Genomic DNA, 18,453 nt, shown 5'->3' with positions numbered 1-18,453 from the left:
GTAACTGCTTGGCAGGCAACACCTAGATTAATGGATACATGTTAATGCATGTATGTATTAATTTGGGTGTTTTTTTTAGGAGGATAATCAAGAGATGTGTTATCAAGTTAAAAAAATATATAACAACAATATTATTTTAGCGGAAGATGATAAATTGTCCGAGGTTATTTTGCTGGGAAAAGGAATTGCTTTTCAAAAGAAACCAGGAGATGCAATTGAAGAAACCAGCATTGACAAGAAATTCGTTTTTGAATCCGCAGAATCTTCTTCCAAGTTTTTAACTTTATTAAAGGAAGTTCCTTTTAATCAAGTAGAACTAAGCAGTAAAATAATCGCTCAGGCTCAAGAAGAATTAAAGGTAAAATTTCATGATAGTATTTATATCGGATTAACCGATCATATCAGTTACACCATATCCAGATATAAAGCAGGCATGATGATGAAAAATGCATTACTTTGGGAAATCCAAAATTATTATCCCAAAGAGTACGCAGCTGCGAAAAATGCCTTAAGTCTCATTGAGTATTATGAGCGGATTCATCTTTCTGAGGATGAAATAGGATTTATTGCGCTTCATTTTGTGAATGCGCAGCAAGAGGGAGAGGAATTACAGCTTACAATGATTGTAACAGAAATCGTAAATGATATTTTAAGCATTGTAAAATACCATTATCAAATTGAGTTAGACGAGGACTCCTTAAATTACAATCGCTTTGTGACTCATATCCGATTTTTCGCAAGAAGGTTGCTACAAGAGGAGATTCATGCTTCAGACGATGAATTTCTATATGAACAAATACGAAATAAGATTCCGCAAGCAAAATTATGTGCCGATAAAGTGAAAGATTATTTTATAAAAAAATTCAATGTTACCATCTCACAAGAAGAAATGATTTATTTTATGCTTCATATAAACAGAGTTGCAGAGAGAGAAATTAAAGGGAAGTCGACACCTTAAATATAAATACAAACTTAAGATGGGAGAAAAAAGATGAATTATCATGAATTAGCTCAGGCAATCGTAGAGCAAGTAGGTGGAATCAAAAATATCACACAATTAGTGAACTGTGCAACACGTTTGAGAATGAATTTTAAAGATGAATCTTTGGTAGATTTAGAAGAACTAAAAAAGATCAATGGAGTATTAGGCGCTGTGAAAAAATCAGGCCAGTACCAGATTATAATCGGCACAGACGTGGCAAATGTGTGCAATGAAATAAAAGGTATGGGATTAGAGGAACTTACACAACCTTCCCAGAAAAAAGGTGGAATCATAGATACCTTGATGGATATCTTCGCATCCATTTTCACCCCAATCATACCAGCGATTACTGCGGCAGGTATGATTAAGGCGATTTTAGTCATCTGTGTTTTATTGGGAATGCAAAAAGAGTCACAAGTTTATATCGTATTAAGCTTTATCGCAGATGCAGGTTTTTATTTCTTACCAATTATGTTGGCGATTTCATCTGCTAAGAAGCTGGGTTGCAATCCATATTTAGCGGCAATGGTTGGCGGTGCTTTGCTCCATCCTTCGTTTACTAAATTGGTAACTGCTGGAGACCCCCTCTTTTTCTTAGGAATGCCAGTAAAGTTAATTAATTACGGTTCCAGTGTCATTCCAATCATACTGGCTGTGTGGTTAATGACTTACGTAGAACGTTTTGCAGATAAAGTATCTCCAAAACCAGTGAAGTTCTTTTTAAAACCAACGTTGACCATACTCATTGTGGTTCCTATCGTACTCATTGTTTTAGGACCTTTAGGCTCCTATATCGGTACTGGAATTGCCTTTGTCACAGATTTTCTAAACGCACGTGTAAGCTGGCTGGTACCTACCTTAATGGGAGCATTTATGCCTCTATTAGTATTGACGGGAATGCACTGGAGTTTTCTTCCCGTTCTTATGACTTCTTACACGACTTATGGATATGAAGCGGTAATGGGCCCTGGAAGTTTGGTTTCTAACGTATGTCAGGGTAGTGCCGCATTATGTGTATCCATTAAGACAAAAAATAAAGAATTAAAGCAGTTGGCATCCTCTGCAGGTATTACCGCATTAATGGGTATTACAGAGCCTGCCATGTATGGAGTTACAATTAAATTCAAAAAGATATTGCTATCGGTTATGATCGGTGGTGGTGTGGGAGGTTTCTACGCAGGTTTGATGGGAGTGGTACGTTATACTTCTGGTACTCCTGGACTTTTATCCTTGCCAATCTTTATCGGTGAAAATCCCATGAACGTAGTCCATGCTTTAATAGCATGTGCCATTGGATTTGTAGTGACCTTTGTATTAACCTGGTTTTATGGATTTGAGGAGCCAGTCGGCACTTTGGATCAAGCAGAAACGAAAGAGGCAGAAGCCGATAAAAAAGAATCCTTTATGAAAAAGATCGTAATTACCAGCCCTGTGAAGGGAAAGAAAGTAAACATATCTAAAATAAATGATGAGACCTTTGCAAAAGAAATTATTGGTAAAGGAATTGCAGTGGAATCCGTTGATGGAAGAGTGGTAGCTCCATTCGACGGAACCGTGGCAACTGTTTTTCGGACAAAACATGTGATTGGTCTTCGCAGTGAAGAGGGCGTGGAGCTGCTGATTCATATTGGGATCGATACCGTGGAATTAGATGGGAAGTTTTTCACCCCTCATGTTCAGGATGGGGATACCATTAAAAAAGGTGATTTACTCCTTGAATTTGATAAAAAGGCGATTGAAGAAGCAGGGTATGAAACCATCATTCCTGTGCTTGTAACCAATACATCTGCCTATCTTGAGATTGTAGCAAGCGAAGAAGGTTATGTTGAAATTGGAGAAACCCTGCTGACAATACTGTAAGGAGCTGTTTATGATTAAGAAAGACTTTTTATGGGGAGGAGCCATGGCTGCAAACCAGTGTGAAGGAGCTTATTTAGAAGATGGAAAAGGTATGTCTCCTATGGATATCCTTCCTTCTGTGCAGCATGGAAGAAAAGAGGCAATGTATCATCCGGAAATTGCCATGAACACAAACTATGGTTATTATCCAAGTCACCAGTCCATTGATTTTTATCACAGATATAAAGAAGATCTGGCTTTACTGGCTGAGATGGGATTTAAGGCCTTTCGCACCTCCATTAGCTGGGCTAGAATTTTCCCAAGTGGGGATGATGAGATACCAAATGAGGCTGGTTTGTTGTTTTACGACAACTTATTTGATGAATGTCAGAAATATCACATGGAGCCTGTGGTCACCATCTGCCATTTTGATACCCCGCTTTCTTTGACAAAAAGGTATGGTGGCTGGTCTGATCGAAGGTTGATTGATCTATATCTGAACTACTGCAAGGTATTATTTCAGCGGTATGGGAAGAAGGTGAAGTACTGGATCACCTTTAATGAAATCAATATGATCACTCATATTCCATTTTTCGGAGGAGGAATGGTTGTAAAAGATGAGGAGCATATGGACCAGATCGTATATCAGGCAGCTCATCATCAGTTGGTTGCTAGTGCATTAGCAACAAAGATGGCCAAAAGCATAAACCCTGAGATCCAGATGGGCTGCATGCTTGCTGCCGGGTCTTTTTACCCCTATAGCTGTAACCCTGTGGATGTGTGGGCGGCAGTAGAAAAAAATCAAGAGGTTTATTTATTCATTGATGTACAAGTAAAAGGAAAATACCCTAGCTATGCGAAAAAAATATGGAGTGAGAAAAAGATTACGCTTCATATGGAAGAAGGGGATGAAGCCATACTAAGCCAGTACCCCGTGGACTATATTGCATTTAGTTATTACTCCAGCCGACTGACAGGCGTAAGCCCTGAGATAAAGGGGAATGTAGCAGATGGCAATGCCATTACAACCTTAAGAAATCCCCATCTTGATATCACTCCATGGGGGAGACAAATCGATCCCCTTGGGCTTCGGATCACAATGAATGATCTATATGACCGATATGAAAAACCTTTGTTTGTGGTGGAGAATGGTTTGGGAGTAGAGGATATCATAGAAGAAGATGGAAGCATTGTGGATGATTACAGAATCGAATATATGAAGAAACATATAGACACTATGATAGAAGCAATGAATGATGGTGTGGAATGCCTTGGCTATTTATCCTGGGGCTGTATTGATTTGGTCAGTGCAGGAACGGGAGAGATGGAAAAACGATACGGTTTTATTTACGTAGACAGAGACAATGAAGGAAATGGAACGCTTGAACGCAAGAAGAAAAAGTCCTTTTATTGGTACAAAGATTTCATAAAGAGCATGGATGAAACAAAGGAATAATGGACGCCTAAGTTCCTGTTTGTTCTAAAATTCATTCCCCAGATGATTTATAAATTCAGTAATTTCGAATGTTATAAATCATCTGGGGAATTTTCTATTCCGTATAAATATTTCTTTCCTTTAGTATATCCAACGTGATCTTTGCGGCAGCACTTCCACTTGCTAATTCCGTATCCTGGATATTGGTAGCAAACACATAGGTTTCATTTTTGGTTTCTACAAATCCGATAAACCACCCATTGACCTGCTTTCCGTTTATGTCCCCGGTACCGGTCTTGCCATAAAGAAGTGCTCCGTTTGAAGAAGAGACAAACAAAGAATCCTTTACCGTTCGTTGATTTTCAGGCGCAAAACTCAGCTTTCCCTGATAGAACTTGGTGAGTAACTCCACCTGTTCAACGGGAGAAATCTTCAAAGTAGATTCTGCCCAGAAACGCCCAAGTCCTCCAGACACGTCACTATTTCCATAACCCATGGCCTGAAAATATTTCCTTAGAGAAGAAAGACCAGTTCCTTTGTCCAATTCAGCAAAATACCAGTTGGCCGAGCATTTCATAGCGCTGTCAAGAGTCTGATTCTTGTTCCATTCATCAAAGGGATATGTATTCCCATTCCATAAAAGACTAGAGGAGGTTGGAGCAATAACTCCTTCTTCTAATGCCACCAGAGCGCTGTAAATCTTATAGGTGGAATCCGGGGATATTCTCTTCGTTCCCTGGGACTCGTTGTATATGGAGTACTGACCAGAATTTAATTCATAAAGTACAAAGCTTCCTTTATGCCCCCTAAAGGAGGATTCAAGCTCCAGTTTATTGATATTGCCACCATGAAATTTATAGTTCCCATGGTAGTCAGCACCTGCAGATAGGAAGGGGGAAACGAAAGCCACCACCAAAGCACAAGCAGTTAAGATGATACTACTTTTCATTTTATACCATCTGGATTCTCCCTTATAACCAGCTATGCTTATAATACGGTTTCGTATTTCCTTTTTTGATCCTCCCATTCCTGTGGTGCAGTATGGAAATCGGGAGAGCGTTTCTGCAAAATTAATTAAAGTATTACCATAGTCTAGATATTCATCCGATGGAAGCATGGAAAGAACCGAGGAATCACAGGAGATCTCCCTGTCGTTTTGCATCCTTTTAAGAGCCATCCAGACCACAGGATGAAACCAATAAACAATCTGGGCGAGGGCCATGAATTGATTTATGAAAATATCCTTATGTTTGCAATGGATCAGCTCATGAAGCAGGATATAGCGCAGATCTTTTTCCGGCATTTCGGAGAGTATGTGGATTGGGACTATGATAGAAGGAGATAAGAAACCTATGGCAATGGGAGATGTCACATAGGCACTGCTATAAATTGGAATGGTTTTTCGAATATTGGCTTCCTTTAAGCATGATTCATATAAAACTCGTACCCTTTCATTTTGAAGCAAAAGAGAGGATTTTTTTCTCTGCCTTATTTTATAGTGGGTAAATAGCGTAAGTATTGTCATAAATACCATCCCAGTGATCCACAAGATTAAGAGAATGGTGGGCAAGATGGTAGGGGTTTTGCAAATGACGGAAATAGAAAACTCCGTAAATAGGTTACTTCCTGAGGCTGCAGTTTCATACGCCTTCCCAGGCAGGGAAGCCTTTGTTTGGGAAAAGAGTGGACCAAGAAGGTTCTGGGAGAAATCCCATAGTTTGGTCCCTGTTTGTAAGAATTGCAGGAAGGGGATCGCCAGAACAAACAAGAAAAGGAACCATAAGTGATACCTTGCCCGATTGGTTAAATGATTCCCGAGACATTTCCCAATCATGAGAATCAGGAAATAGAAAAAGGGGATAACCAGGATACTTAACAAGAGGCGTGATAGGAGAGCATAAGGCATGGTCAGTGGGCCTCCTTGTTTCCCTTTAATAAGAGTCTTCTAAGTTCGTTTAGCTCATCCGGTTCCATGTGGTCGCTGTTGATATAATTGGTCACCATGCTGGATATCTTGCCATTATAGAATTGGTTCAGAAAGTGATCATTTGCTTTATTTAAATATTCGTCTTCCTTTACCACTGGAGTGTACACAAAGACTCGGCCTTCTTTTTGATAAGTAATGGCTCCCTTTTGGGCCAGCCTTTTTAACAAGGTGTGGACCGTCTTTGGATTCCAGCCAATGGTTTTGGTAAGCATGTCCGTCACTTCGTTGGTGTTTATAGGTGCGTGTTTCCACAACACCTTCATCACTTCATATTCAGCTTCGGAAATCTGAGGCAGATGATTCATATAAATCTCCTGTTCTTACAACTGTAATACATACATTATACAAATAGAGGGAGTGGTATGTCAATAGTATTTACACACAGGAATAGGTATGATATAATGTGAAAAAAGTTCAGAAGGGTCTGATTGTTATGTCATGTTTCATTTTCATCTTAAATAATCCCACGTAGAGCAAAAGTGAATGTAATTTTATGTAGGCGCTGGTAAGCAGGGCTTATTTTTTGTACCAAAAAATGGGAGATTATAAGAGAAAATGAAGACAAGACGAAATATATATATTATGTTTGCCATTTCCTTTTTACAGGGTATGGTGTTTTATGGACCGGTTGCCACTCTTTATCGTCAGGTAGCAGGGGTGAATGTATTTCAGATCACCATAATTGAAAGTATCAGTCTGGCTCTCTGCATTGGCCTGGAATTGCCTTGGGGTATCGTTGCAGACCGGATTGGATATAGAAAAACGTTAATTTTATGCTCAGGCATCTATTTCCTGTCAAAAATTGTATTTTGGAGAGCAGAAGGCTTTGCTGATTTTTTACTGGAGCGAATCCTGCTTAGTGTGGTAATGGCAGGTTTTTCCGGATGTGACGTAAGCATCCTGTATCTTTCCTGTAAGGAAGAGGAGAGTCAGAAGGTTTTTGGGATTTATCAGTTTTTGCAAACGGCTGGGCTCTTAGGGGCCTCCCTGGTGTATTCTGTATACATCGGAGAAAATTATCGAATGGCGGGATTTTTGACTATGGCATCCTATGGAATAGCCGCAGTTCTAGCTTTTGGTATCCGGGAAGTGAAATCTCCGAAAAGGGAAAATGGAAACACAAGTAATTTATTAGATGTATTTTTATTGACGGTAAGAGACAAACGGTTTCTTTTAGCGGTGATTGGTATGGGACTTTTGGCTGAAGCGAACCAGACAATAACAGTATTCTTAAATCAGATTCAGTATGTAAAGGCCGGAATGGACGTGAAAACCATTGGGTTTGTTTATATCCTGGTCACCCTGTCTGGGATGATGGGGATATGGTCTCACTGGTTTACAAAACGGATGGGAGGCTTTTCTTTTGGCCTGAGTATGTTTATTTGCGGGGCGGTATCTTGTGTAGTTCTTGCTATTACGAATCAAGCCGTGATATCGGTAGCGGCTATTCTACTTCTTCGCCTCTGTGCTAGCCTGCTTGCGCCACTTTCCACCCAGTTGCAAAACTGTCGGATCAAGACCCGGGACCGGGCCACGGCCCTTAGTATGTATGCAGTTCTTTTAGAGGGAATTGGAGTGGTTACCAATGTGATATTTGGACAGACGGCCAATAACAACATCTCATATGCCATGGGATGTGGGGCTTTTCTATGTACCTTAGGAGCTATATTGTTTTATCTATTTTACCTAAAGGAGGGGAAAAGACTGCAGATTTAAGTTAGCCGTTTCAGATGCTTAAATTTCCTGTGCTCTTTATATCATAGCCCTCAAAGTGAAGAAGGCCGCTTTTAAATTCTTCCGAATTTACCCCATGATAGATGGACTGAAACGCAGGGTGTTCCAAATCAGATTTTAAGAAAACAAAATTAAGATATGCATGAGCAAAGGGGATAGATTCCAGTTGGGGGTAAGAGGCCAACAGGGAGATATCCCCTATGCTTATGTCTGCGGCGCCGGAAGCGACTGCATTTGCAGCAGACATATGGGAGAGGCAGTCGTTTTCATACCCCCTTATAGCTGTCCTTTTAATCTTTTCTTCCAGCAAAGAGGAATCCAAACACATGCGCAGGCCACTTCCTAATTCCCTATTTAAGAAACGTATCTCAGGACGAATCAGGTCATGTATGGATCGAAACTTTAAGGGATTTCCCTTCTTTACATAAAAGCCCCATGAGAGACGGCAGACGGAAAGAACTGCTATTTCCTTACCAGGCATAAGATTCTTAATCTGTTTCCCAGTCTCCTCTTTTTCCTGGGAGAAAAAGCAGGTAAGGGCAAGGTGCGTCTTTTCATAATACAAAGAGTAGAGACTGTTATAGTCGTTCATATAGGAATGAAGTATGGGGAGATTACCCTGGTTTTTGCTTAAATGGCTTCGAAGCAGTTCCACAACTCTTGATTCTTGACTGCTGATAATTAGACCGCTGGTATTTAACAGATAATCGGTCTGTTGCCCCCCAGATACAGCCGTAAAGCGGGGAATATCAGTGACCGGGGGCAGAGACTCTTCAACCGTTGTGCTTATATCTTGTCCTGTGGAACCTTTTAAATAAACATCGAGCTGTTCTTGGCTTACTCGTATCTGCCTGCCAATCTTAGTAGCTTTTAATTCTCCCCGCTTTATGAGTTCATAAACCGTAGCCTTTTTTATCTGTAGCCTATCTGCCACTTCTTGTGGCGTATATATTTTTTCCATAGAATACCCTCATGATTGAAATGGTTTTTATTATTTATAAATAGTTATATCATATTTTGATTCAATGTCAATGAAAGGTTGTTGATACTGATTATTGTGCTATATAGATAAAAAATATCTGATTTTATATCTATATACTGTAAATATATGAACATTGATTTTGTGGTCAATATTTCATAAAATGGACGAAACACAATAAGACAGAACAAAACACCATAAGAATGAACAACATACCTATGTTATTCAAATAAAAATCCAGGAGGATAAGCTATGAAACGAAGAAAGAAGTTACTTGCATTTTTGTTGGCATCATTTGCCGTCATTTCATCCGTGGGCTGTCAGGCGACGGGAGCTTCAACTACCCGAAAGGTTGAAACTCAGAAGGTTGAAACCCAGGAGATTGAAACTCAGAAGGTTGAAACAGAATCAAAAGTCTTGGAACACGCAGAACTTTATGTTTTCATTGCAGCGAGTCTGAAAAATACCATGGAAACGGTGAAAAAGGAGTATGAAAGTGAGCATCCAGAAGTTACGGTCATTTACAATGCGGACAGTTCTGGTACCCTAAAGACTCAGATTGAAGAAGGAGCAAGATGTGATATTTTCTTCTCTGCCGCAACAAAGCAGATGGATGAGTTAGAGAAAGACGGATTTGTAAAGGAAGGTTCCGTTCAAAATCTGCTGATGAACCAGATGGTCCTTATTAAGCTCAAAGGCAAAGAGACGGCAGTGACTGGTTTTGATACTATTACTGCGGCCTCCAGCTTAGCCCTCGCAGGAGAAGATGTACCAGTGGGACAGTATGCCAGAAAGCTCTTTGAGAAAATGGGGATTCTTGATAAAGTAATGTCCATGGAAATCAACCAAGGTCCCAATGTTACCGCAGTATTAACGGCTGTTGCAGAAGGAAGCAATGAAGTGGGAATCGTGTATGCCACCGATGCGGCCTCTATGCCTGATCAGGTGGAGGTAATCGCTAAGGTAGACAAAGATATGCTTGATCCAGCACTATATCCGGTGGGACTAATCGACAATAAAGAGGCTTCTGAAGTGGAAAAGTCAGCAGCGGCTGATTTTATGAAATATCTAACTGGGTCAGAAGAGGTAAAAAAGCAGTTCTTGGATGCAGGATTTGAATTATATAAGAAGTGATATTCGGATAAGAAAGGAGATGTAAGGCCATGTGGGAGCTTATCAGTACCATTGATTTTAGTCCACTTTTTCTTTCCATGAAAACAGGAATACTGGCAACCATATTTACTTTTTTTCTTGGGACCGGAGCGGCAAGGGGGGTGATGAAATTAAATCACAGGGCAAAGTCCATTGTTGATGGGATTCTCACTCTTCCTCTGGTACTTCCTCCCACCGTGGCTGGCTTCTTTCTTTTGTTGATTTTCAGCTTGCGCAGGCCATTTGGTGCATTTCTTTGGGAGAATTATAATGTGAAAATGGTTCAGACATGGCCGGGGTGCGTAATGGCCGCGTTTGTCATTGCGTTTCCTCTCATGTACCGGAATGCAAGAGCCGCCTTTGAACAGGTAGATGTGACTATGATTTATGCTGGAAGGACTTTGGGGCTTTCGGAACGGAAGATATTTTGGAAGATTATTGTTCCCATGGCTGCCCCAGGGCTTGCCTCTGGCATTGTGCTCTCTTTTTCAAGAGCCATTGGAGAATATGGGGCAACCACCATGCTGGCTGGTAATATCCTTGGAAAGACACGAACCATGTCCGTTGCTATTGCCTCTGAAGTATCGGCTGGGAACTGGGAGATTGCTGGGTTCTGGGTACTTATCATCGTTATGATTTCTTTTATTATGGTAGTGTTTATTAATCTGGTGTCTGGTAAGAGCAATCAGGATGTGAGCGGGTGGTGATCATATGGCATTGCAGTTGAAAATTAGGAAGAGGTTTTCCGGCTTTGAATTAAATGCGGAATTTGAAACAGAGGGAGGTTGCACGGGAATCTTAGGCGCCTCCGGGAGCGGCAAGAGCATGATACTAAAATGTGTGGCAGGGATTGAAACGCCGGATGAGGGGCGCATCGCATTAAATGGAAGAGTGCTTTTTGATTCCAAGGCAGGAATCAACCAGCCTGCCAGACAGCGTCATGTAGGATATTTGTTTCAAAGCTATGCCCTTTTCCCCGCTATGACAGTGGAAGCGAATTTAGGAATCGTGATTCCAGGAAAGAGAAATGGCAAACAGGCAGCTATCTATGAGATGTTAAGGCGGTTTCAGCTTTCTGGTTTGGAAAAGAGGTATCCTTCCCAGCTTTCTGGTGGGCAACAACAAAGAGTGGCACTCGCTCGAATGCTCTTAAGTGCACCGGAGGTCATTCTTCTTGATGAGCCATTTTCTGCACTGGATGGGTTTTTAAAGGATGCGCTTCAGACGGATATGCTGGAATTTATCAAAGAATATGGAAAGGATGTATTCATGGTATCCCATTCCAGAGACGAAATCTATAAATTCAGCAGCCAAATGGTGGTGATTTCAGAAGGAAAGAGCCTGTTACAGGGAGGGACCAGAGATATTTTTAAAAATCCAGGCTTGATGGAAGCGGCGAGACTTACTGGATGCAAGAACATCTCAGCCATTCAAAGACTAGGGGATTATGAGCTTTATGCCAGTGACTGGAACATAAGGTTAATGACCAAAGAAAAAATTGGGGATTCTATTCGGTACATAGGCATCAGGGGCCATACCTTAATCCCAGCCAGTCAGCCTGGAGAAAACATTATGAAGATTAGGTTATGGGGAGTAACGGATACCCCCTTTGAACGACAGGTCTTGTTTCACAATGCAGAGGGGGAGGATTCGGACCGTATCTGGCTAATTCAGGACAAAAACGAAAATATTCCATTATTTATCCAGTTTCCGAAAGAAGAAATCCTGCTTTTGTCTTAATATTGTTAAGTAATTCTCATATAGATTGACATTAATGGTGGAAATGCGTAAGATGTTTCAAAAGGAATACGTAAGAATCTGTTACTGGAAAGACAAATGGAGGAGGCGGTGCCCATGAGACTTAGTGCGAGAAATCAGTTAAAAGGAAAAATAATAGGAATCGAAGCCGGAGCAGTCAATGCAATGGTGACTCTCGACGTGGGAGGTGGCAATATCATATCAGCGACCGTTTCCATGGCGGCGGTAAAAGATTTGGAACTGGAAGTGGGAAAAGATGCTTATGCTGTGATTAAAGCGACCTCAGTCATGATTGGCGTTACATAAACTGCGAAAGAAGGAGCTGGATAACCAGCTCTTTTTTCGAAGGTAAAAGAGAGTGAAAGTAATATTTGCATAGAATGTTGAGAAAAAAACTCATTTCATTTGTAAATAGTGCTGTATTGAATTCACGGTTGAAACCAGATATAGTATTAGCAACCTAAGTGGTCGACAAAACTTAGTTACGTTTTCATTTTCTATTCACAAAGAGGTGGAATGGCAGGATACCCTATGTATCTGCCTTCTGCCTCTTTTCTTATGTAAGGAGGAATTGGTTATGAGACAGGTTGCAATCTATGGAAAAGGCGGTATTGGTAAATCTACTACAACCCAGAATTTAACGGCTGGCCTTGCCGAAATGGGAAAGCACATTATGATCGTAGGATGCGATCCAAAGGCGGATTCTACCAGATTAATTCTTGGGGGGCTGGCTCAAAAAACGGTTCTTGACACACTTCGAGATGAAGGTGATGACATTGAACTGGAAGCAGTCATGAAAGCAGGTTACGCCGGTATTAAGGGTGTGGAATCTGGTGGTCCTGAGCCAGGAGTAGGATGTGCAGGGCGTGGAATCATCACCTCTATTAACTTATTGGAACAGCTTGGTGCTTACACAGATGATTTGGATTACGTATTTTATGACGTACTAGGAGACGTTGTATGCGGTGGATTCGCAATGCCGATTAGAGAGGGTAAGGCCCGGGAAATTTATATCGTATGTTCGGGTGAGATGATGGCCCTTTACGCAGCCAACAATATATCAAAAGGTATTTCCAAGTATGCGAAGACCGGAGTCGTAAGGCTTGGAGGACTGATCTGCAACTCCAGAAATGTTGATAAAGAGCAGGACCTGGTTGAAGCGGTGGCAGCAAAAATAGGAACTCAGATGATTCATTTTGTTCCTCGTGACAATGCAGTACAGAGAGCGGAGATCAGGAAAAGAACGGTAATCGATTATTCCCCGGAAGAACCTCAGGCAGATGAATATCGCGACCTGGCAAGAAAGGTGGATAACAATGAGCTGTTCGTGATCCCAAATCCAATGAACATTGATGAATTGGAAGAGATACTGATGCAGTACGGCGTTATGGATTAACCCGGTAGGGAGAGGAGAAGAGCATATGATATTGGTGAGAGCGATTGTCCGGCCTGAAAAGGCGGATCATGTTATGAAAGAGGCATCAGAAGCAGGGTTTCAGGCAGTGACTAAAATGGATGTATATGGTCGTGGAAAGCAAAAAGGTATCACGGTAGGAGAGATTCACTACGATGAGATCCCAAAAGAGATGTTGTTGTTCTTCTGCAATGATGAGGATAAAGACGACCTGGTGAAGGTGATTTTAAGAACAGCAAGAACTGGTGAGGGCAATTATGGGGACGGACGAATCTTCATATCCCCCATGGAAGAAGCGTATACCGTCAGCACAGGTAAAAAGGGACTTTAAGTAGGGCTTTTATGGAAAGGAATGATTATTATGAAAGAGGTAATGGCATTTATCCGGGTCAATAAAATCAATCCCACGAAGAAGGCTTTGGCAGAAAGCGGTTTTCCAGCTTTTACCTGTAGATCCGTGTTAGGCAGAGGAAAGAAACGGATTGATCCTGAGCTTCTTAGCCTGGTGATTGAAAGCGGAGAACTTCCCATGTCTTCAAAAGGGGAGCATTTGACGGAGTCCTTTCGGTGGATACCAAAGCGGCTGATCACCTTGATTGTGGAAGACCAACAGGTGCAAGAGGTAGTGGACATTTTAATTAAGACGAATCAGACAGGGAATCCAGGGGACGGGAAAATATTTGTGCTCCCCATAAACGAGGCGTATACCGTAAGAAGCGGCGAACACACAATTGATGCTTACTGATGGGAGGTGAAGGCTATGGCAAAAGAACGAGATATGGTGCTGGATCAATATTCATCCAGAGTATATAAGAATCGGAAGAGTCACATGACACAGTTGGAATTTGCAGAGAAACCAGATGAAGTTGCTGCAAATACCAGAGCAATACCAGGAATCATAACGGCAAGAGGCTGCTGCTACGCTGGATGTAAGGGGGTTGTGGTAGGTCCTATGAAGGACTCTGTGGTCATTACCCACGGGCCCATTGGATGTGCATTTTATTCCTGGTCAACCAGAAGAAATAAGGCAAAACCTTCCTATGAAGGAGAACCAAATTTTGTTCCTTACTCATTTTGTACCGATATGCGGTCTTCCGATATCGTGTTTGGAGGAGAGAAGAAGCTGGAAGAAGGAATTGACGAGATTATGCGGCTTTTCAATCCTAAGTGTATCTTTATCTGTTCCACCTGTCCAATCGGTTTGATTGGAGACGATGTACAGGCGGTAGCAAAACGAGTGGAAGAAAAATATGGAGTGACTGCAATCGGGTACTCTTGCGAGGGTTATAAGGGAGTGTCTCAGTCGGCTGGTCATCATATTGCAAACAATGGCTTGATGCGCCATGTAATTGGAAAAGGGGAAGAGGCACCAAAAGGTAAGTTCAGCGTAAACCTTCTTGGTGAATACAACATCGGCGGTGACGGTTGGGAACAGGAACGCATCTTAAAGAAAATCGGTTATGAAGTGGTTTCAGTCTTTACCGGTGATGGTTCCTATGAGACCATAAAAAATTCACATCTGGCAGACTTAAATTTAGTTATGTGCCATCGGTCTATCAATTACATAGCAGAAATGATGAAAACCAAATATGGGGTAGACTGGATTAAGGTGAATTTCATTGGAGTGGGGGCAACCTCAAAATCTCTTCGTATGATGGCAAAATATTTTAATGATCCGGAGCTTACCATGCGGACGGAGGAAGTGATTGCAGAAGAACTGGCGGAAATCAATGAGGATATGGAATATTACAAGTCCAAATTAAAGGGGAAAACTGCCGGTATCTTTGTAGGAGGTTCCAGATCCCATCATTATCAGATGCTTTTAAGAGACTTTGGCATGGAGACCACCATTGCAGGTTACGAGTTTGCTCACCGGGATGATTACGAAGGCCGTGATATTATTCCACAGATCAAAGCAGATGCAGACTCCAAGAATATTGAAGAGATCACGGTAGAGCGAGAATCAGGCTATGAGGATCGTTATTCGGAAGAAGTAATGAATCAAATGCGTGCGGAAGGCGTGGAGCTTGATACGTATGACGGTATGTTAAAGGATATGAAAAAGGGTTATATGGTGGTAGATGACTATAACATGTTTGAAACAGATCAGTTGATTGAGGAATACAAACCTGACATTTTCTTTTCTGGTATCAAAGATAAATACGCCATACAGCACGGTGGAGTGGTATCCAGACAGATGCATTCCTATGATTATTCCGGACCGTATGCTGGTTTTCGTGGAGCTGTGAATTTTGGAAGAGATGTATCCATGAGTTTATATACCAATGCCTGGGCACTGGTAAAACCGCCATGGAAGGTAACGCCAATGATTGAAGGCACGTTAGGAGGTGTAGGCTGATGCTTGATTTAACCCCAAAAGAAATTATGGAAAATCGTCGTATGACGATCAATCCATGTAAAACCTGTGAACCGGTTGGTGCCATGTTCTGTGCCCTTGGTGCAGAAAAATGTATGCCCCATTCCCATGGGTCTCAGGGCTGCTGTTCTTATCACAGAACCGTGTTAAGCCGCCATTTTAAAGAACCAGCTATCGCATCCAGCAGTTCCTTTACAGAGGGTGCCTCTGTATTTGGAGGGCGCAGCAACATTACCACGTCAGTGAAGAATGTATTTGATATTTATAAGCCAGATATTATGGCAATCCATACCACCTGTCTTTCAGAGACCATTGGAGATGATGTTGGTTCCTATATTTACGACGTGGAGATTCCAGAGGGCAAAACTGTTTTATATGCCAGCACTCCTTCCTATGAGGGATCTCATATTCAGGGCTTTGCCAACATGATGATTGGCTTCATGAAATATATGACGAAAAAAACGGGAGTACCAAACGGAAGAGTAGCCATTTTCCCAGGCTGGGTCAATCCAGGAGATGATCGGGAGTTAAAACGGATTGCCCGTCTTATGGAAGCTGATTACATCTATTTCCCAGATCATGATGGAACGCTAGATCACCCCATGGATGGCAAAAACGAGTATTTTCACAGCAACGCAGGTACCTCTGCAAAAGATATTGCAGCACTTGGTGACTGTCAAAAACTTATTTCTATGGGCACTTATTGCAGTACGGAGCCATCAGAATACTTAAAAAAAGAATGTAAGGTTCCCTATTCCAATATCCCCGTGCCGGTAGGAGTAAAGCTCACAGATCAGTATCTATTAGAACTCCAGAAAATCACAAAGAAAGAGGTACCAGCAGAGCTTGAAGAGGAGCGAGGCCGTTTGGTGGATCTCATGCTGGATGCACACCAGTATGTATATAAGAAGAAGGTAGCCATTTACGGTGATCCTGACATTGTATATGGTTTTACCTCCCTTTGTCTGGAACTAGGAATGAGTCCAAAGTACATCATCACCGGAACACCAAAGGATCGCTGGCAAAAGGAAATTAAGGCGCTGATGGATCAGTATGGTGTTGATGAAAGCGAATACGTGGTAAAGGCGGATACGGATTTATTTTACCTTCATCAGCTCATTAAAAATGAAACCGTTGATCTGCTTCTTGGCTCCAGCTACGGAAAGCAGATTGCAAAAGCAGAGGATATTCCAATTGTGCGGATGGGATTCCCTGTACTGGACCGATATGGCAATCCCATTCAGGCAACCGTTGGTTATGCAGGCGGAATCCGCTACGTTGAAAAGATTGTAGATACCATGATGGACCGGTTAGATCGAGACGTTGAAGATGAAGATTTTGAAGTCGTAATGTAAATTAGAAAACAAAGGAACCAGGGAGGGAGCCGTACCCTCCCTATTGTGGTATTTTATGGGCGAGAGGTCTGAAAGGAGCAGGGTCATGGAAACGGAAAACTACAACAAAAACATATTGGATGCCAGAAAGAGTTCCATCGTCATAACGAAAGGTTGTGATGGGAAAAAAGGCGGAATCTGCTGTGACAGCAACAGTGTATCCGGTTCTGTGTCTCAGAGGGCTTGTGTATATTGCGGAGCCAGGGTTGTCTTAAATCCCATTACCGATGCATACCATATCGTCCACGGTCCCATTGGCTGTTCCAGTTATACCTGGGATATCAGAGGATCACTGACTAGTGGGGAAGATATTTATCGAAACAGCTTTTCTACTGATTTGCAGGAAACAGATATTATTTTCGGGGGAATTAAAAAGCTGGAGGCAGCAGTGGACGAATTAATGGAGAAGGAAGAGAATGTAAAACTAATCTTCATTTATGCCACATGCATCGTAGGAGTCATTGGGGATGATGTGGATGCCCTTTGCAACATGAAGTCCAGTCAATATAACATTCCAGTGATTCCGGTGAAATCACCTGGCTTTTCCGGGAACAAGTCCACTGGGTATCGTATGGCCTGTGATGCAATTATGAAGGTTCTTCTTCCCTACAGGGGAAAGAAAAAAAGAAAGGCCATTAATATTTTAGGAGACTTTAATCTGGCAGGGGAGATGTGGATTATAAAGAATTATTTTAAGGAAATGGGGATCGATGTAATTTCCGGCTTTACAGGAGATACCAGCTATGAGCAGATGATTGAAGCCCCCAGAGCCTCCTTAAACATCGTCCAGTGCGCAGGCTCCAGCACCTATCTGGCAAACCGAATGGAGGAAGAGTTTGATATTCCATTTCTTAAGGTCAGCTTCTTTGGAATTGAAGATACCACAGCCTCCCTAATCCGTGTGGCGGAAGCGCTTAAAGATGAGGAGGCAAGGAAAAAGGCAGTGTTATTCTGCTCCAAAAAGGAGGCAGAGCTGACAGAATTTTTGTCCTTGTATCACAAAAATCTTGCCGGAAAAAAAGCGGCTATTTATGTAGGGGGAGGCTTTAAGGCGATCTCTTTGATCCGGCAGTTTAAAGCCATGGGAATAGAAACGGTAGTCGTGGGGACCCAGACCGGGAAGAAAGAGGACTATGAAATTATGGAAGGTTTGGTTGAGCCTGATACCATTATCCTTGACGATGCAAATCCTGCAGAGCTTGAGACTTTTATGCGGGAAAAGGGAGCGGATATCCTGGTAGGAGGCGTAAAGGAGAGGCCTCTTGCCTATAAGCTTGGAATCGCCTTTTGCGACCACAATCATGAAAGAAAGTTTCCTTTGGCCGGTTTTGAAGGGATTTACAACTTTACCATGGAGATCAATAAAAGCATAAACAATCCGGTATGGGAATTTGTAAGCTGA

General features: G+C 41.9%; 17 protein-coding genes. 14 read left to right on the top strand and 3 right to left on the bottom strand.

What is annotated here, in order from left to right:
• The first annotated feature begins 94 nt into the window (after positions 1-94).
• Genes licT through ascB form a run of 3 tightly spaced genes read left to right on the top strand, consistent with a single transcriptional unit; the run spans position 95 to position 4,277 of the window.
• Positions 95-958 (top strand): BglG family transcription antiterminator LicT, encoded by an 864-nt coding sequence (gene licT, locus BET01_RS11005; protein WP_120196857.1) that lies wholly within the window; start codon positions 95-97, stop codon positions 956-958.
• 33 nt (positions 959-991) lie between these two features.
• On the top strand, positions 992-2,842 hold the full coding sequence (locus BET01_RS11000; protein ID WP_120196856.1) for a beta-glucoside-specific PTS transporter subunit IIABC: 1,851 nt from the start codon (positions 992-994) through the stop codon (positions 2,840-2,842).
• Positions 2,843-2,852: 10 nt separating this feature from the next.
• Positions 2,853-4,277: a 6-phospho-beta-glucosidase gene (ascB, locus tag BET01_RS10995; protein ID WP_120196855.1), complete on the top strand. Its 1,425-nt coding sequence runs from the start codon at positions 2,853-2,855 to the stop codon at positions 4,275-4,277.
• Positions 4,278-4,371: 94 nt separating this feature from the next.
• On the opposite strand, the gene BET01_RS10990 is transcribed toward ascB, so the two are convergent.
• Together BET01_RS10990 and BET01_RS10985 are read right to left on the bottom strand one after the other, a co-directional pair.
• Positions 4,372-6,162 carry a BlaR1 family beta-lactam sensor/signal transducer gene (locus tag BET01_RS10990; protein WP_120196854.1) on the bottom strand — a complete coding sequence of 597 codons (1,791 nt, stop codon included), beginning with the start codon at positions 6,160-6,162 and terminating at the stop codon, positions 4,372-4,374.
• A 2-nt stretch (positions 6,163-6,164) separates the two neighbouring features.
• The gene (locus BET01_RS10985) at positions 6,165-6,548 is read right to left on the bottom strand and encodes a BlaI/MecI/CopY family transcriptional regulator (RefSeq protein WP_120196853.1); all 384 of its coding nucleotides are present in this window, start codon (positions 6,546-6,548) and stop codon (positions 6,165-6,167) included.
• 250 nt (positions 6,549-6,798) lie between these two features.
• Between BET01_RS10985 and BET01_RS10980 the strand changes: the two genes are divergently transcribed.
• Positions 6,799-7,959 (top strand): MFS transporter, encoded by a 1,161-nt coding sequence (locus BET01_RS10980; RefSeq protein WP_120196852.1) that lies wholly within the window; start codon positions 6,799-6,801, stop codon positions 7,957-7,959.
• Positions 7,960-7,969: 10 nt separating this feature from the next.
• Here BET01_RS10980 and BET01_RS10975 read toward each other — a convergent pair whose 3' ends face one another.
• Positions 7,970-8,938: a helix-turn-helix transcriptional regulator gene (locus BET01_RS10975; protein WP_120196851.1), complete on the bottom strand. Its 969-nt coding sequence runs from the start codon at positions 8,936-8,938 to the stop codon at positions 7,970-7,972.
• 270 nt (positions 8,939-9,208) lie between these two features.
• Here BET01_RS10975 and modA point away from each other — a divergent pair, with 270 nt between their 5' ends.
• From modA to nifE, 10 genes are all read left to right on the top strand, one after another.
• Positions 9,209-10,090, top strand: coding sequence for a molybdate ABC transporter substrate-binding protein (gene modA, locus BET01_RS10970; protein WP_120196850.1), 882 nt, complete (start codon positions 9,209-9,211; stop codon positions 10,088-10,090).
• Between the two features lie 29 nt (positions 10,091-10,119).
• Positions 10,120-10,815, top strand: coding sequence for a molybdate ABC transporter permease subunit (gene modB / locus BET01_RS10965; RefSeq protein WP_120196849.1), 696 nt, complete (start codon positions 10,120-10,122; stop codon positions 10,813-10,815).
• A gap of 4 nt (positions 10,816-10,819) precedes the next feature.
• The gene (locus BET01_RS10960) at positions 10,820-11,848 is read left to right on the top strand and encodes a sulfate/molybdate ABC transporter ATP-binding protein (RefSeq protein ID WP_120196848.1); all 1,029 of its coding nucleotides are present in this window, start codon (positions 10,820-10,822) and stop codon (positions 11,846-11,848) included.
• Between the two features lie 114 nt (positions 11,849-11,962).
• Positions 11,963-12,172 (top strand): TOBE domain-containing protein, encoded by a 210-nt coding sequence (locus tag BET01_RS10955; RefSeq protein WP_120196847.1) that lies wholly within the window; start codon positions 11,963-11,965, stop codon positions 12,170-12,172.
• A 271-nt stretch (positions 12,173-12,443) separates the two neighbouring features.
• Positions 12,444-13,262, top strand: coding sequence for a nitrogenase iron protein (nifH, locus tag BET01_RS10950; protein WP_120196846.1), 819 nt, complete (start codon positions 12,444-12,446; stop codon positions 13,260-13,262).
• A 25-nt stretch (positions 13,263-13,287) separates the two neighbouring features.
• On the top strand, positions 13,288-13,611 hold the full coding sequence (locus BET01_RS10945; RefSeq protein WP_120196845.1) for a P-II family nitrogen regulator: 324 nt from the start codon (positions 13,288-13,290) through the stop codon (positions 13,609-13,611).
• Positions 13,612-13,641: 30 nt separating this feature from the next.
• Positions 13,642-14,025: a P-II family nitrogen regulator gene (locus BET01_RS10940; RefSeq protein WP_120196844.1), complete on the top strand. Its 384-nt coding sequence runs from the start codon at positions 13,642-13,644 to the stop codon at positions 14,023-14,025.
• A 15-nt stretch (positions 14,026-14,040) separates the two neighbouring features.
• Positions 14,041-15,639 (top strand): nitrogenase component I subunit alpha, encoded by a 1,599-nt coding sequence (locus BET01_RS10935; RefSeq protein ID WP_120196843.1) that lies wholly within the window; start codon positions 14,041-14,043, stop codon positions 15,637-15,639.
• Complete coding sequence (locus BET01_RS10930; RefSeq protein ID WP_120196842.1) at positions 15,639-17,012, top strand: nitrogenase component 1; 1,374 nt, start codon at positions 15,639-15,641, stop codon at positions 17,010-17,012. The genes BET01_RS10935 and BET01_RS10930 overlap by 1 nt, the downstream gene beginning before the upstream one ends.
• Before the next feature lie 85 nt (positions 17,013-17,097).
• Positions 17,098-18,453, top strand: a complete 1,356-nt coding sequence (gene nifE, locus BET01_RS10925) for a nitrogenase iron-molybdenum cofactor biosynthesis protein NifE (RefSeq protein ID WP_120196841.1) — start codon at positions 17,098-17,100, stop codon at positions 18,451-18,453.

The organism is Lacrimispora algidixylanolytica, from assembly GCF_003609635.1.
GTDB classification, from domain to species: domain Bacteria; phylum Bacillota; class Clostridia; order Lachnospirales; family Lachnospiraceae; genus Lacrimispora; species Lacrimispora algidixylanolytica.
This window is presented reverse-complemented; position numbering and strand designations above follow the sequence as displayed.